Source organism: Chromobacterium sp. S0633 (assembly GCF_024158805.1).
Classification (GTDB): domain Bacteria; phylum Pseudomonadota; class Gammaproteobacteria; order Burkholderiales; family Chromobacteriaceae; genus Chromobacterium.
Window position 1 is genome coordinate 266,172 of record NZ_JAMZGH010000004.1, and the last position, 13,878, is coordinate 280,049.

The following is a 13,878-nucleotide window of genomic DNA, read 5'->3' on the forward strand; positions in this document are numbered from 1 at the left end:
TGGACGGAGGAGGGGACGCAATGGAAGCGAAGACCGAATTGACGGCATGGCAGGGCGACATCACCACGCTGGCGCTGGACGCCATCGTCAACGCCGCCAACACCCGCTTGCTGGGCGGCGGCGGCGTGGACGGCGCCATTCACCGGGCCGCCGGACCGGAACTGCTGGCGGAGTGCCGGAGCTTGCACGGCTGCCGCGTCGGCGAGGCCAAGCTGACTGCCGGCTACCGGCTGCCGGCGCGGCATGTGATCCACACCGTGGGCCCGGTGTGGCAGGGCGGCGCCCACGGGGAGGCGGAGCTGCTGGCCGCCTGCTACCGCAACAGCCTGGCACTGGCGGCGCGGCATGGTTTGGACGGCATCGCCTTCCCGGCGATCAGCTGCGGCGTCTATGGCTATCCGCAGCAGCAGGCCGCCGCCATCGCGGTGGAGACGGTGCGCGCTTGGCTGGCGCGCGAGCCGCATGGCCTGCGGCGGGTGTTGCTGGTGGCCTTCGACGACGCGATGGCCGGCCGCTACCGGCAGTTGCTGGCCGGCGTTAGCTGACCTCGCCCTTGGACGGACGCGGCAACTGTCCGCCGCAGTGCTTGCAGAAGCGCGCGTCCCAGTCGTGGCCCTCGGTGAAGCAGTGCGGGCACAGCCGGGTGCCGGACACCGCCTCCGCGGTCTTGCTCTTGGCGCCGCTGCCGCGCGCGATTTCGGCGGTGACGATGCCGGTGGGCACCGCGATGATGCCGTAGCCGGTGATCATCACCACGCTGGCCAGCGCCTGGCCCAGCGGCGTCTTGGGCGTGATGTCGCCGAAGCCCACCGTGGTCAGGGTGACGATGGCCCAGTAAATGCTGACCGGGATGCTGGTGTAGCCGTGCTCCGGTCCTTCGATCACGAACATCAGCGTGCCCAGAATCACCACCAGCAAGACCACGGTGACCAGGAAGACCGTGATCTTGCGGCGGCTGGCCAGCATCGCCCGTTTCAGTTCGCTGGCCTCGCCGATATAGCGCGTCAGCTTGAGGATGCGGAACATGCGCAGCAGCCGCAGGATGCGAATATCCGCCAGGAAGCGGCTTTCCGGGATGAACAGACCCAGATACATCGGCAGCACCGCCATCAGATCGATGACGCCGAAGAAGCTTTTCACATAGCGCATCGGTTTATGGATGCAGATCAGCCGCAAGGCGTATTCAATAGTGAACAGAATGGTGAAACACCAGTCTAGAATCTTGAGCTGGACGCCCCAGGCCGCTTGTATGCTTTGCACGCTTTCCAGGATCACCGTCAGCACCGACAGCAGGATGGCGACGATCAGCGCCAGGTCGAAGATGCGGCCGGGCCGGGTGTCTGCCTCGTAAATGATGATGTAGAGCTTGCGGCGCCAGCCGGTGAGCGGGATCAGGGTTTCCTGTGTGGGCATAGGCGGGGAATGGACCTTGGTCTGCGGGTGATGGGCGATGGTTTCAGTGTAGCCGCCGGGCCGCGGAGAGCGCGTGGCCGGCTGAGACTGCCAAGTTTGTCGATTATAAGCAAACAATATTTTGGATCGTCGCTCGGCTTGTTTATGATGCTGGGTAATATGGTTTTCTTCAAAACTGTCTGTGGAGAATAAAGATGCGAATTGCCAATGCAGTGACGGATTTGATCGGCAACACCCCGTTGGTGCGGCTTAATCGGGTGACCGACGGCTGCGGCGCCACCGTGGCGGCCAAGCTGGAGTTCTTCAACCCGGCTCACAGCGTTAAGGACCGCATCGCGGTGGCGATGATAGACGCCGCCGAGCAGGCCGGCAAAATCGGCCCGGACACCACCATCGTCGAACCCACTTCCGGCAATACCGGCATCGGCCTGGCCATGGTCTGCGCCGCGCGCGGCTACAAGCTGGTGATCACCATGCCGGAAACCATGAGCCGCGAACGCCGCCAGTTGCTGCGCGCCTACGGCGCCGAGCTGATCCTGACCCCGGGGCCGGACGGCATGGGCGGCGCCATCGCCAAGGCGCGCGAGCTGGTGGAGCAGAATCCGGACAGCCATTTCATGCCGCAGCAGTTTGAGAACCCGGCCAACCCGGCCATCCACCGCAACACCACCGCCGAAGAAGTGTGGAACGACACCGACGGCCAGGTCGACATCTTCGTCGCCGGCGTGGGCACCGGCGGCACCATCACCGGCGTGGGCGAAGTGCTGAAGGCGCGCAAGCCCGGCGTGCAGATCGTGGCGGTGGAGCCGGACGCCTCGCCGGTGCTGTCCGGCGGCGCCAAGGGCCCGCATCCGATCCAGGGCATCGGCGCCGGTTTTGTGCCGGCCATCCTCAACACCGGCATTTACGATGAAATCATCCGCGTGAAGAACGAGGACGCGATGGAGACCGCGCGCGCGGTGGCCGCGCGCGAAGGCCTGCTGGTGGGCATCTCTTCCGGCGCGGCGGTGTGGGCGGCGCTGGAACTGGCCAAGCGTCCGGAAAACGCCGGCAAGCTGATCGTGGTGGTGATTCCCTCCTTTGGCGAGCGCTATCTGTCCACGCCCTTGTTCCAACATCTGGCAGACTGAGTTCGGCCGCGGCCGCGGCCGCGAATATCGACAGCCTGGCGGCTTTCTGCCAGGCTGTTTGTTTTTGTCGTTTCGCATCGAGGGGAAATCATGGAGCAGTTGCAAGCCTTCCTGGCCCGGGCCGAAGCCATGCTGGCGCGCCTGGAGCCCTTGCTGCCGCCGGCGCGGCCGGAGCCGGACTGGAGCGCATTGGCTTTCCGCTGGCAGCGCCAGGGCATGGCCGGCTGGCTGGAGGCGGTGGCGGAGCCGCACGCGCCGGAACTGGAGCGGCTGACCCATATCGACGCTCAGCGCGCGCAATTGCTGCGCAACACCCGCCAGTTCGTCAAGGGGCGGCCGGCCAACAATGTGCTGCTCACCGGCGCGCGCGGCACCGGCAAGTCCTCGCTGGTCAAGGCGTTGTTGCCGGCCTTCGCCGCCAAGGGCCTGCGCATCATCGAGGTGGACAAGGCGCAGCTGGGCGATCTGAACCGCATTGTCGAGATGGTGGCCGGACGCAAGGAGCGTTTCATCTTGTTCTGCGACGATCTGTCCTTCGAGCAGGGCGACGACGCCTACAAGGCGCTGAAGACCGCGTTGGACGGCGGCCTGGCGCGCCGCGTCGACAATGTGCTGGTGTACGCGACGTCCAACCGCCGTCATCTGATGCCGGAAAAAATGAGCGAAAACCGCGAAGGCTGGGTGCAGGACGGCGAAATCCATCCGGGCGAGGCGATAGAGGAAAAGGTGTCGCTGTCCGACCGTTTCGGGCTGTGGCTGTCCTTCTATCCCTTCGATCAGGACGCTTATCTGGCGGCGGCGGCCGAGTGGCTGGCGCATTTCGGCCTGAAGCTGGACGCGGAGGCGGAAAAGGCGGCGCTGCATTGGAGCCATCTGCGCGGCAGCCGCTCCGGCCGCGTCGCCTGGCAGTTCGCCTGCGACTGGGCCGGGCGCGGCGCCAAGGAGCGCAAAGCCTTATTGTGATTTCAAATAGCGCAGGCCCACGCTCTTGACCTGGCCGTCGGCGGCCGCGCGTATCACCATCTCCAGCCGGTCCAGCCGCAGCACGTCGCCGGCCACCAGCGGATAGCCGCAAGCGCGCTTGCAGTAGTCGGCGATGCTGTCGGCGCGGTCGCGGTCGCTCAGATTCAGGCCGTAGCTGTCGGCCAGATCGGCCAGCCGCGCCAGGCCGGACACGGTGAAGTAGCCGTAATAGGGGTCTTCGCCGGGCGGGTGGAAGGCTTCGCCGGCCGTTTCCAGCGCCGGGCCGGGGCCGATCAGGCAGGCCCAGTCGCCGGCGCGCAGCGTCTGGCTCGCCGTCGGTTCCAGCGCTTGTTCGTCGCGGTACAGCGCCGCCAGCCGCACGCCGCTGGGCAAGGCCAGCTCGCCGGCCAGCTGGCCTTCGGCCGGGCTGTCGGCGCGCACCTGGCAGGAGGCCGCCTCATAGCGGGCTTCCTGGCCGCTGACCACCGGCACCCGGTGCTCCACGTCCGGCCGCGCCGGCAGTTTCAACTTCAGCCTTTCAGCCAGCGGCGCGATGGTCCAGCCCTGGAACAGCAGCGACATCATCACCACGAAGAAGGCCACGTTGAAGAAGAGCTGGCTATTGGGCAGCCCCGCCATCAGCGGAAAAATGGCCAGAATCACCGGCACCGCGCCGCGCAGGCCCACCCAGCTCATGAACAGCTTTTCCGCCTTGGGCACCGGGAAGGGCAGCATGCACAGCCAGACTGCCAGCGGCCGCGCCACCAGCATCAGTACGATGGAGATCGCCAGCGCGTAGGGCGCCACCGGCAGCAGATTGGACGGCGTCACCAAGAGCCCCAGCACCAGGAACATGGTCACTTGCGCCAGCCAGGCGTAGCCGTCGTGGATATTCAATAGATTGGGCAAGTCCGCCACCCGGGCGTTGCCCACCACGATGCCGGCCAGGTAGATGGCGAGGAAGCCGCTGCCGCCGGCCGCCGTGGTCAGGCTGAACAGCGCGCCGGCGGTGCCCAGGCTGAACAGGGCCAACATCGCGCCGCGCGGCCCCAGGCGCTGGAACAGCCAGACCATGGCCTTGCCGCCGGCCCAGCCGGCCAAGGCGCCCAGGCCCATCTGTTTGACGAACAGCCACAGCATGGCGGCGACGCCGGCGTCCTGGCCCTGCTGGCCCAAGACCCCGATCAGCGCCGAGGTCAGGAACACCGCCATCGGATCGTTGCTGCCGGATTCTATCTCCAGCGCGCTGCCGACGCGGCGATTGATCTCCAGGCCGCGGCCGGACAGGAGGGCGAACACCGCGGCGGCGTCGGTGGAACCGACGATGGCGCCGATCAGCAAGCCTTCCAGCCAGCTTAGATTCAGCACCCAGGCGGCGAACAGGCCGGTCACGCCAGTGGTGATCAAGACGCCCAGCGTGGCCAGCACTCCGGCCGGCTTCAGGCTGATGCGGAAGCTGTCCTGGCGCGTGCGCAGGCCGCCGTCGAACAGGATCACCACCAGGGCGATGGTGCCGACCACATAGCTGAGCTGGTAATTGCTGAACACGATCTTGCCGGGGCCGTCCTCGCCGGCCAGCATGCCCAGCGCGAGGAAGACCAGCAGCAGCGGCGCGCCGAAGCGGGAGGCGATGGAGGACACCACCAGGCTGGCGAGGAATACCAGCGAGCCGGCCAGAATGAGTGAGTTTAAGGTGTCCAAGTGCAAGCTCCTTCGGCGGGATGGGGGAGGTCATGACGAAATCGATCAAGCCCGGCGGCGGAGCGCAAAAGGCCTTCCCAGTGTCGCTACACGCGGCAACGAAATGACAATCGGGATAAATGTGCAGATTTCGCAGGTTTACGGAGCTAATGGTAACACTTTGAGGCTTATCGGCCGTGCTTGAAACGGGCAATCCGTTAATTTTTGCGCTCTAACGGGGCGTGATCATTTTATTTGGGGTGTTAATACTGCCAAAGATATGACGAAACAGTTATTTTAATGCTTAAATTAATGTATATTAATTATGCATTTTTTGTTTGTATTTAAATGATAAATAATTATTGAGGTGAGTATGACTATCCGTAAAATTGCCCTGCTGGTGGCGGGTCTTAGCGTGTCCTGGATGGCTTTTGCTTCCATGGCTCCTTGGTACCTATGGGAAAGCAAGTCCGACGGCCATCTGGTGTGCTCGCAATTCTCCTATGGACCGGGTTGGGTTTTGCTCAATAGCATTCCTTACAAAGACGCGGGTTGCCGCGTTCAAGGCCGCCCTGGCTGATCGGGGGCTGCTGCCGACGGCTACGGCCCAGAGCAGCGCGCGCCATTCCGGACGCGGGTAGGAAGACGAGGGCGCCGCGGCGCCCTTATTGCTGCGCGTTAGTCAGGGGGAGGCGCGCAGAGCTTGGCGCATTCTTCCAGGCAAAGTGGCATGAGGCGCTTTATGCCAACAGTATGATGCAGTATATTGTCATGGCATTTTCCTGCCTGGCCGCTTCATCTTGGCCGTGGTGTCCTTCACTTTGTCTGAGGTATGCGCAATGACTCGCAAAATCATTCTGGCCCTGGCGGCCTTGTCCTTCCCCTTGATGACCCTGGCCGCGCCGGCGCCCTGGTATCTGTGGCAAAGCAAGCTCGACGGCAAGCTCGCTTGCTCGCAATTCTCCCTGGGTCCGGGCTGGACGCAGTTCAGCTCCCAGCCTTATAAGGACGCCGGCTGCACCAAGCCGGGCCGCCCGGGTTGAGGTCTTAGACCGTTGGTTGAGTCAATAAGGGCGCCGCGGCGCCCTTATTGCTGGGGAGCGCTTGCGGTAGAATGCGCTGCCGGCCGCGGAGAGCCGGAACGATATTCACCGGGCAAGACCAAGCAATGAGCGACAGCAAGATCATCGAGGTAGTGGCCGGCGCGCTGATGCGGCCGGACGGCAGTTTCATGCTGGGCAGCCGGCCGGAGGGCAAGCCTTACGCCGGTTACTGGGAGTTTCCCGGCGGCAAGGTGGAGCCGGGCGAAAGCGGCGAACAGGCGCTGGCGCGCGAACTCTACGAGGAAATGGGCATTGAAACGCTGGCCGCGACGCCGTGGCTGAGCAAGGTCCATCATTATGAGCACGCCTCGGTGCGGCTGCGTTTCTTCCGGGTCTGGTCCTGGCGCGGCGAGCCGCAGTCGCGGGAAGGCCAAAGCTTCGCCTGGCAGAAGCCAGGCGCTTGCACGGTGCAGCCCATGCTGCCGGCCAACGGGCCCATTCTCAAATCGCTGGAATTGCCGGCGGCCTACGCGATCACCTGCGCGCACGAAATCGGCGTGGACGCCCAATTGCGGCGGCTGGAGCAGGGGCCGGCCTGGGGCATGGTGCAGGTGCGCGAGCCGCAGATGGCGCGCGCCGAGCTCGCCGATTTCGTCGCCAAGGCGGCGGCCATCGTCCATGAGCGCGGCGGCAAGCTGATGGTCAACGCCGATCCGGCCTGGGCGGCGGAATGGCCGGTGGACGGCGTGCATCTGAACACGACGCGGCTGGCCTCGCTGAAGGAGCGCCCGGCGTTCGCCTGGGTGGGCGCCTCGGCGCACGAGGCGGCGCAGGTGGCGCGGATAGGCGAACTGGGGCTGGATTACGCCTTGCTCGGCCATGTGGCCGCCACCGCCAGCCATCCCGGCGCGGCGCCCTTGGGCTGGGACGGTTTCCGGCTTTGTCTGGCGGACGGCGCGCCGACGCCGGTCTACGCGCTGGGCGGCATGAGCATGGATGATCTGGAGGCCGCCCGCCGCCACGGCGCGCATGGGGTGGCGCTGATGCGGGGGGCTTGGCGATGACGGCCAAACAGCGTAAATGGCTGGCGCTGGGCGGCGTTTTGCTGCTGCTGGCCTGTATCAAGTTCGGCCTGATTTACCGCTGGTACAGCGAGCGGCAAGCGGTCAAGCCGTCGCCCTTGGCCTGCGTCGCCGGCCAGGCGAGCTGCGCCCTGCCGGGCGGTGGCGTCTGGCGTTTCGCCTCGCCGCCGCAGCACGGCAAACCGTTTGAAATCCGCTTGCAGGGCGTCGCGGCGCGGGAAGCGCCGCAGGTGGAGTTCAATATGGCCGACATGGACATGGGCTTCAACCGTTACACCTTTGTGCGCGACGGCGCGGACTGGAAGGCGACGGTGACGCTGCCGCTGTGCGTCAGCGGCAGCCGCGACTGGCTGGCCGTCCTGAGTCTGGACGGCAAGCGCTACCTGCTGGCGTTTTCCGCGCGCTGAAGCGCGGCGCCTCATTTCTTCTTGCGTTTGATGTACAGCGTCTTGAACACCCTCGCCACCAGCTCGTTCTGTTGATCGACGATGTCCACCTGCAATTGAGGCAGGTATTTGTCGCCCGAGGCGGTGCGCAGCCTGATGTCCTCCAGCATGCCCGGCGCCAGCCGGAAGCGCGCGCTCACCGTGCCGCGGCCCGGCTTGACGTAGTCGATGCTGCCGCTCTTGTCCCACACATAGTAGTCCCGCCCCAGTTGGTGCATCAGCATCAGCATGAAGAAGGGATCGGTCATCGCGTACAGGCTGCCGCCGAAATGGGTGCCGACATAGTTGCGGTTGCTGAAGCCCAGTTTCAGCCGCACTTCGATATCGCTGAAATCGGCGGCCAGCCGTTTGACGCGGATGCCGGCGCCCAGGAAGGGCGGCCACAGATTGAGCAGGAATCGGAACAGCCAGGCGGGTGGTTTCATCTCGGTTGAAACGGTCGTTTGAATTCTGTCATCGTCAATAAAAAAACCGGCCTTGTCAATCGCGCCGGTTTTTCCTTGCCGAGTACGGTTTATTCGACCACGCCGCAGGCCATGCGCGCGCCGCCGCCGCCCAAGGGCTGCGGATGATCGCTATGATTGTCGCCGCCGGCGTGCACCATCAGCGCGTGGCCGGAGAAGTCCGCCGCTTTCAGCCGCGGCGCCAGCACCGGATAACTCGCCTTGCCGTCGGCGCCCACGTACAGCGCCGGCAGATCGCCCTTGTGGCCGCGGCCGTAAGGGCCGGCGTGCGCGCCGGTCTTGTCCGGGTCCCAGTGGCCGCCGGCGGCACCGGCCGGCGTGACCGCGCCGTTGGCGCCGACGGACGGCGCGCAAGAGGGTTTTTCATGGACGTGGAAACCGTGCACGCCGGGCGGCAGTTTTTCAAGCTTGGGCGTCAACAGCGCGCCGTAGGGCGTGTCCTCGATCAGGACGCTGCCGGCCGGGCCGGCGTCGCCCTTGGCGTCGACGAAGGACAGCTCCACGCTTTGCGCCAGGGCCAGCGCGGGCAGACAGCACAAGACGGCGGATAGGGGACGTAACATGGGTAGGTTCTCCGTATAGGCGGGGGAACAGTCAAGACCTCGATTGTGCCATCCCGGTTCCAGGCCGGAGCCTGGCTGTTCGGGTGGGACGGGCGCGCGTCAGGAGGCCAGCCGGTCCGCGGACGTCAGTTCCTCGTTCTGCGCCAGGGTATCCGGCGAGCAACGGTGGCAGTCGGCCGCGGCGGGAGCCGCCGCCGGCGTCGGCCGCCGCCAGCTCATGCGCCGCAGCGTGTCGTCTTTCAGCGCGACATGGTGCCAGACGGCGGCGGCGATGTGGACGGCGAGCAGACCGTAGAAGATCCAGCCCAGCCATTCGTGCAGGCCCACCGTCGCGGCCACCAGGGCCGGGTCGGCCGCGACCAGGCGCGGGAAGTCGAAGCCCAGCAGCGGCATCGGGATCGCCAGCCCCTTGGCGTTGACGATGATCCAGCCCAGCAGGCAGGACGCCAGAATGAGGCCGTAGATGGCCAGATGGGCGGCATGGGCGCAAGCGCGCTGCGCGCGGCTGCTGCCGGCCAGCGGCGGCAGCGCCGGACCGGCCAGCCGCGTGGCGGCGCGCAGCAGGGTCAGGAACAGCAGGGCCATGCCGCAGCCTATGTGCACGATCATCACGCTGCGCATGTCGGCGACGGCGTGGCCGGCCAGCAGGTGACGCAAGCCGCCGGCCAGCGCCAGGGCGGCCATCAAGAGCACGCTCAGCCAGTGAAACAGGATTTGCAGACGCGGATAGCCAGGGTTGGCGGCCGGGGCGGAAGAGGGCATGCGTTTCTCCAAGGCGCGGCCGCTGGGACGGATGCCCGCGGCGCGTTCGATTAAAAACGCTATTCAAGCGCCGCCGCCGGCGACGGCGCCATGATTCTGAAACCATTCTCAAGCCGCCCGTCCGCGCCGCCGGACGCCCTTCCCGGCGCCGGTCGTCAGGCCCCGCCGCGGCCGTTTTAGATTCCTTTCAGAAATATTGAGAACGGCGAAAGTCCCGTGTGAGCATGCGCTGGCAAGGGGCGGAACCGTCGCCGTCCCTGCCGGGGTCCGGCGCGGACGCCGCTTATATCTTCCAGCGCACGCTCTTGCGGCGCGGCTTTTTGGACAAGCGAATCTTATGACGACGATGAACGCTAGACGGCGCTCCGCCGGACAAGGCGGCTTCACGCTGCTGGAATTGCTGGTGGTGCTGCTGATCATCGCCCTCTTGGCCGGTTATGTCGGGCCCAAGCTGTTTTCCCAGGTGGACAAGGCCAAGGTCAAGGCCACCCAGGCGCAAATGAAAACCCTGGGAGACGCCATGGCGCAATACCGGCTGGACGTCGGCGGCTATCCCAGCGCGGAACAGGGGCTGGGCGCGCTGCTGAAGGCGCCGCCGGGCGTGGCCGGCTGGCATGGGCCCTATCTGGCCAAGGATGTGCCGATGGACGCCTGGGGCCGGCCGTATCAATGGCGGGTGCCCGGCGGCGAGAGCGAGGCTGAGATCGTATCCCTGGGCGAGGCCGGGCGGGCGGGAGGCGACGGTGAACTGGTCCATGCGCTGTAAGGGACTGCTGCCGCTGCTGGCCGCCTGCGCCGCGCTGGCCGACGGCGCGCAGGCGGCGGCCAATTGCTGGCGCGAGGCCGGCGCGCGCCACCGGGTGGATCCGCTGCTGCTGTATTCCATCGCCAAGGTGGAATCGGCGCTGAATCCGCGCGCCGTCAACTACAACAAGGACGGCAGCCACGACATCGGCCTGATGCAGATCAACAGCCTTCATCTGCCGGGGCTGGCCAAGCGCGGCATCACGCGTCAGCGCCTGCTGGACGAGCCCTGTCTGAGCATACAGGTGGGCGCGTCCATCCTGGCGGACTTCATCGCGCGCTACGGCTACACCTGGCGCGCGGTGGGCGCTTACAACGCCGGAGGCGCGGCGACGCGCGAAGGCGCGCGCAAGCGCTATGTGGACAAGGTGTGGCGGCAGTATCTGCAATTGCGCGCCGAGCGCGAGGCGAGGGGCTGAGATGGCGGCCTACCGGATCAGCGTCCTGGCTCAGGGCGAGGTGAGGACGCGCCTGGTGCGGGCGGACAACGAGGCCGCCGCGCGGGCCCAGCTGGGCGCGGACGACGGCCTGGTGCTGGAGGCGAGGCGCGAGGCCGGCGCGGAGGGCGCGCTCAAGGGCGCGGCGCTGGGCTTGCTGCTGCAGGAGCTGTCGGCGCTGCTGGAGGCCGGCCTGGCGCTGATCGAGGCGCTGGAAGCGCTGCGCGACAAGGCCGGCGGCGGCGACAAGGCCTTGCAGGGCGTGCTGGACCGGCTATTGCAAGCGCTGTACCAGGGCCAGCCGCTGTCGCGCGCGATGGAGGCCCAGCCGGAAGCCTTCCCGGCCTTGCTGGCGGCCACCGTGGCCGCGTCCGAAGGCAGCGGCCAGCTGCCGGCGGCGCTCAAGCGCTATCAGTATTACGAGCTGCGCATCGTCGCCATCCGCAAGCGGGTGACCGGCGCCCTGGTCTATCCGGCGCTGGTGCTCTCCGTCGGCTTCGGCATTCTGCTGTTCATGCTGTTCTTCGTGATTCCCCGTTTCGCCGTGGTGTTCGAATCGCTGCGCGAACTGCCGGCCAGCGCCGCCGCCATGCTGTGGTGGGCGCGCCTGGTCCAGGCTCACGGCGGCTTGCTGGGCGCGGGCCTGGCCGTCGGCCTGACGGCGCTGTGCCTGCTGCTGCGCGCCCGGCGAACCCAGCGCGCGCTGCTGAGCTTGTTGTGGACGCTGCCCCGGCTGCGGGATGTCGCGCGCCTGTTCGTGCTGGCGCGCTTTTACCGCACCGCCGGCTTATTGATCGCCGGCGGCACGCCGGCCCTGCAGGCCTTCGACTTGTCCGCGGGGCTGTTGCCGGACGCCTACGCGCAGCGCTTGGCGCGCGCGCTGGAGGAGTTGCGCGCCGGCCGGCCGGTGGCGGACACCCTGGCGCGCCACCAACTGACCACGGCGGTGGCGGAGCGCTTATTGCGCGTCGGCGAACAAAGCGGCGATCTGGGCGGCATGTGCGAGCGCATCGCCCAGTTCCACGACGGCGCGCTGGATCAGGCGATCGAGGTGTTCAGCAAAGTGTTCGAGCCGATTCTGATGTTGGCGGTGGGCGGCCTGGTCGGCCTGATCGTCGCCCTGCTGTATATGCCGATATTCGAACTGGCCGGCGGCATGGGCTGAGGAGACGTGATGCGAGCATTGATGGACCCGACGACGACGGCCGGCTGGCAATGGCGGCGCGAGAGCGGAGAGGAAGACCTGCCGATGGCCGAGCTGCTGAACCGGCAGCTGGAGCGCGAGCCGGCCAGCCTGCCGCAGGCGGCGCGGCTGCTGGGCCTGGCCGCGCTGAGCGAGGCCCAGGTGGGGGAGGCGGCGGCGCGCTTCGATCTGCTGCCGCTGCCGGAAGCGCTGTCCTGCCGGGCGGCGCCGCTGGAGTGGCGGGGCGAATTGTACCTGCTGCTGGCCGAACCGCTGCGGCTGGACGCGCGTCTCGGCCTGCAAAACCGGCTGTTGGGCCGCGGCCAGCGCTTCGCCCTCAGCCTGCCCGGCGTGGCCGACGCCTGGCTGAAACAGGCCGAGGCCCGCGAGCGGGTGATGGACGGCGCGGCGGTGGATCTGGCCGAGGACAGCCTGGCCAAGGCGGTGGAGTCTATCTCGCTGACCAGCCTGGCCAAGGACGAAAGCCCGGTGATCCGCCTGGTCAACATGACCTTGTACGACGCGCTGCAAAGCCGCGCCAGCGACATCCACCTGGAGTCCCGCGACGACGGGCTGCAGATACGCTACCGCATCGACGGCGTGATGCAGGCCATACGCAAGGTGCCGGGGCAGTTGGCGGCCAGCCAGACCATGTCGCGGCTGAAAGTGCTGTCCAGCCTGGACATCGCGGAAAAGCGCGTGCCGCAGGACGGCCGCTTCAAGGTGGCGCTGCAAGGCCGCGAAGTGGACTTCCGCGTGTCCATCATGCCGGGCGCCCACGGCGAAAACGCGGTGCTGCGCCTGCTGGACAAATCCCAGCGCGGCGACAGCCTGAACCTGGACAGCCTGGGCTTTCACGGCGAAACCGCGCGCCGCGTGCGCGCGCTGGCGCAACTGCCCTACGGCCTGACCCTGATCACCGGGCCCACCGGCAGCGGCAAATCCACCACCTTGTACGGCGCGCTGGCGGAGATCAATACCGGAGAGGAAAAGATCATCACCATCGAAGACCCGGTGGAGTACGAGATGGCCGGCATTCTGCAAATCCCGGTCAACGAGAAAAAGGGCCTGACCTTCGCCCGCGGCCTGCGCTCCATCCTGCGCCACGATCCGGACACCATTCTGGTGGGCGAGATCCGCGACGCCGAAACCGCGGCCATCGCGGTGCAGTCCGCGCTGACCGGCCACCGCGTGCTGTCCTCGGTGCACGCCAACGACGCCTTCAGCGTGATAGACCGCTTTCTCTACATGGGCGTGGAAGCGGCCACTTTCCTGGAAGCGCTCAACGGCGTGGTGTCGCAGCGCCTGGTGCGCCGGCTGTGCGTCGCCTGCGCCGGCGCCGGTTGCGAGCACTGCCGCGGCGGCGGCTTCCACGGCCGCATCGCGCTGGCGGAAGTGCTGCGCCTGGACAGCCGGCTCAAGGAGGCGCTGCTGGAGCGCTCGCCGCAGAAGCGCCAGCAGGCGCTGGCGCAATGCGCCGATTATCAATCGCTGCGCGACGCCGCCCTCGAGGCGGTGGCGCGCGGACTCACCACCTATCAGGAGGTCAGCCGTGCCGTGGCCATGGAATGACAGAACCGTGTTGATCGACGCCGAACTGGCGACCTTGCTGCCGCCGGCCGGCGCCCCGGCCCAGCCGCGGCGTTGCCGCCATCACGGCAAACCGGCGGAGGCGCTGGCCATGCTGCTGGGCGGGGCCGCGCGCCGGCGTCCGGCCTGGCGCAACCGCGTGCGGCTGCTCTTGGGCTATCCGTGGGCGCACAGCCAGCTCTTGCCGTGGCAAGACGGCTTGTCCGGGCAGCGCGCCCAGTGGTGCGCCTATGCGCGGGGTCTGCTGCGCAACGCGCGGCGGAAGCCATTGTGGGCAAGGCTGCGGGGGATAGTGTCAAATTGTTCGCCCAAGGCATG

16 protein-coding genes are annotated in these 13,878 nt (G+C 67.0%); 11 read left to right on the forward strand and 5 right to left on the reverse strand.

The window, feature by feature from the left end:
• Window positions 1-20 precede the first annotated feature (20 nt).
• A complete protein-coding gene (locus tag NK214_RS04750) occupies window positions 21-545 on the forward strand; it encodes an O-acetyl-ADP-ribose deacetylase (protein WP_107798266.1) in 525 nt (174 codons plus the stop codon).
• Here the strand turns inward: NK214_RS04750 and NK214_RS04755 are convergent.
• Entirely contained in the window at window positions 538-1,413 is an 876-nt protein-coding gene (locus NK214_RS04755) for an ion transporter (RefSeq protein ID WP_107798267.1), read from the reverse strand. The two genes, NK214_RS04750 and NK214_RS04755, sit on opposite strands and share 8 nt — an antisense overlap.
• Window positions 1,414-1,607: 194 nt before the next feature.
• Between NK214_RS04755 and cysK the strand changes: the two genes are divergently transcribed.
• Both cysK and NK214_RS04765 read left to right on the forward strand, forming a co-directional pair.
• A complete protein-coding gene (gene cysK, locus NK214_RS04760; protein WP_107798268.1) occupies window positions 1,608-2,543 on the forward strand; it encodes a cysteine synthase A in 936 nt (311 codons plus the stop codon).
• A 90-nt stretch (window positions 2,544-2,633) separates the two neighbouring features.
• Window positions 2,634-3,506 carry an ATP-binding protein gene (locus NK214_RS04765; RefSeq protein WP_107798269.1) on the forward strand — a complete coding sequence of 291 codons (873 nt, stop codon included), beginning with the start codon at window positions 2,634-2,636 and terminating at the stop codon, window positions 3,504-3,506.
• On the opposite strand, the gene NK214_RS04770 is transcribed toward NK214_RS04765, so the two are convergent.
• Window positions 3,498-5,207 (reverse strand): potassium/proton antiporter, encoded by a 1,710-nt coding sequence (locus NK214_RS04770; protein WP_107798270.1) that lies wholly within the window; start codon window positions 5,205-5,207, stop codon window positions 3,498-3,500. The two genes, NK214_RS04765 and NK214_RS04770, sit on opposite strands and share 9 nt — an antisense overlap.
• An 818-nt stretch (window positions 5,208-6,025) precedes the next feature.
• On the opposite strand from NK214_RS04770, the gene NK214_RS04775 reads away from it, so the two are divergent.
• From NK214_RS04775 to NK214_RS04785, 3 genes are all read left to right on the forward strand, one after another.
• A complete protein-coding gene (locus NK214_RS04775; RefSeq protein WP_107798271.1) occupies window positions 6,026-6,229 on the forward strand; it encodes a hypothetical protein in 204 nt (67 codons plus the stop codon).
• A 125-nt stretch (window positions 6,230-6,354) separates the two neighbouring features.
• Window positions 6,355-7,293, forward strand: a complete 939-nt coding sequence (locus NK214_RS04780; RefSeq protein WP_253313858.1) for a Nudix family hydrolase — start codon at window positions 6,355-6,357, stop codon at window positions 7,291-7,293.
• A complete protein-coding gene (locus NK214_RS04785; RefSeq protein WP_253313859.1) occupies window positions 7,290-7,718 on the forward strand; it encodes a hypothetical protein in 429 nt (142 codons plus the stop codon). The genes NK214_RS04780 and NK214_RS04785 overlap by 4 nt, the downstream gene beginning before the upstream one ends.
• An 11-nt stretch (window positions 7,719-7,729) precedes the next feature.
• On the opposite strand, the gene NK214_RS04790 is transcribed toward NK214_RS04785, so the two are convergent.
• The 3 genes from NK214_RS04790 to NK214_RS04800 all read right to left on the reverse strand — a co-directional run bounded on the left by NK214_RS04790 (window position 7,730) and on the right by NK214_RS04800 (window position 9,546).
• On the reverse strand, window positions 7,730-8,182 hold the full coding sequence (locus tag NK214_RS04790; RefSeq protein WP_107798274.1) for a DUF4442 domain-containing protein: 453 nt from the start codon (window positions 8,180-8,182) through the stop codon (window positions 7,730-7,732).
• 89 nt (window positions 8,183-8,271) lie between these two features.
• On the reverse strand, window positions 8,272-8,784 hold the full coding sequence (gene sodC / locus NK214_RS04795) for a superoxide dismutase [Cu-Zn] SodC (RefSeq protein WP_253313860.1): 513 nt from the start codon (window positions 8,782-8,784) through the stop codon (window positions 8,272-8,274).
• 99 nt (window positions 8,785-8,883) lie between these two features.
• A complete protein-coding gene (locus NK214_RS04800) occupies window positions 8,884-9,546 on the reverse strand; it encodes a cytochrome b (RefSeq protein ID WP_253313861.1) in 663 nt (220 codons plus the stop codon).
• 337 nt (window positions 9,547-9,883) lie between these two features.
• On the opposite strand from NK214_RS04800, the gene gspG reads away from it, so the two are divergent.
• The 5 genes from gspG to NK214_RS04825 form a co-directional block, all read left to right on the forward strand.
• The gene (gene gspG / locus NK214_RS04805; RefSeq protein WP_253313862.1) at window positions 9,884-10,312 is read left to right on the forward strand and encodes a type II secretion system major pseudopilin GspG; all 429 of its coding nucleotides are present in this window, start codon (window positions 9,884-9,886) and stop codon (window positions 10,310-10,312) included.
• On the forward strand, window positions 10,302-10,769 hold the full coding sequence (locus tag NK214_RS04810; RefSeq protein WP_107798278.1) for a transglycosylase SLT domain-containing protein: 468 nt from the start codon (window positions 10,302-10,304) through the stop codon (window positions 10,767-10,769). Before gspG ends, NK214_RS04810 begins: the two co-directional genes overlap by 11 nt.
• 1 nt (window position 10,770) lies before the next feature.
• Window positions 10,771-11,952 carry a type II secretion system F family protein gene (locus tag NK214_RS04815; protein WP_107798279.1) on the forward strand — a complete coding sequence of 394 codons (1,182 nt, stop codon included), beginning with the start codon at window positions 10,771-10,773 and terminating at the stop codon, window positions 11,950-11,952.
• A 9-nt stretch (window positions 11,953-11,961) separates the two neighbouring features.
• Window positions 11,962-13,542: a GspE/PulE family protein gene (locus tag NK214_RS04820; RefSeq protein ID WP_253313863.1), complete on the forward strand. Its 1,581-nt coding sequence runs from the start codon at window positions 11,962-11,964 to the stop codon at window positions 13,540-13,542.
• 7 nt (window positions 13,543-13,549) lie between these two features.
• The coding region (locus NK214_RS04825) for a hypothetical protein (protein WP_253313864.1) at window positions 13,550-13,878 on the forward strand (329 nt) is incomplete at its 3' end.